2 protein-coding genes are annotated in these 563 nt (G+C 29.3%); both read left to right on the plus strand.

Annotated elements, in window-relative coordinates; genetic code table 11:
* Positions 1-209: 209 nt before the first annotated feature.
* Positions 210-449: an IS110 family transposase gene (locus ANHYDRO_RS02470; RefSeq protein WP_162010666.1), complete on the plus strand. Its 240-nt coding sequence runs from the start codon at positions 210-212 to the stop codon at positions 447-449.
* 14 nt (positions 450-463) lie between these two features.
* Positions 464-563: IS110 family transposase (locus ANHYDRO_RS11415; protein ID WP_148315706.1), on the plus strand; the 100-nt coding region annotated here is incomplete at its 3' end.

The raw sequence follows: 563 nt of genomic DNA on the forward strand, positions 1-563 counted from the left end.
TAAGTAGAAAAAACTTTCTACCTACACTTTTTTTAATATAATGAAGGTAACGGACGCAGCCCATTTGGGATAATACACCCGTACTCGAAACAGTCCGCTACCTTTCATTATCAAGAATTCGATTAAGCAGGTTGGGTTAATACACCCGTGTAACGAGCTAAACTGAGTGGATAATTGTGTAGGTAGGTAAAAATTTAATGGAGGTATTTATGATTTCAATAGGAATTGATGTATCAAAATCTAAAAGCACAGTTGCAGCCTTAGGATTTGGAAAAGAACTTATCTTTAAACCATTTAATATTTATCATGTAAAAAATGATGTAAATAGATTAATTGGTAAAATTAAATCTTTAGATGAAGATGTAAAAATTGTTATGGAAGCAACAGAAATTTATCATATTCCTATCTTAATTAGTTTAGTAAATGAAGGTTTTTTTGTAAGTGTGTAATAAATCCATTAAAAATGAAAAGATTTTGCCAAGCCTTAAGTTTTAGAAATGTAAAAACAGATAAAAAAGATGCTATACACATAGCTGAATATGGTTTAATGAACTGGAATGATT

Source organism: Anaerococcus hydrogenalis DSM 7454 (genome assembly GCF_000173355.1).
Taxonomy (GTDB): Bacteria; Bacillota; Clostridia; order Tissierellales; family Peptoniphilaceae; genus Anaerococcus; species Anaerococcus hydrogenalis.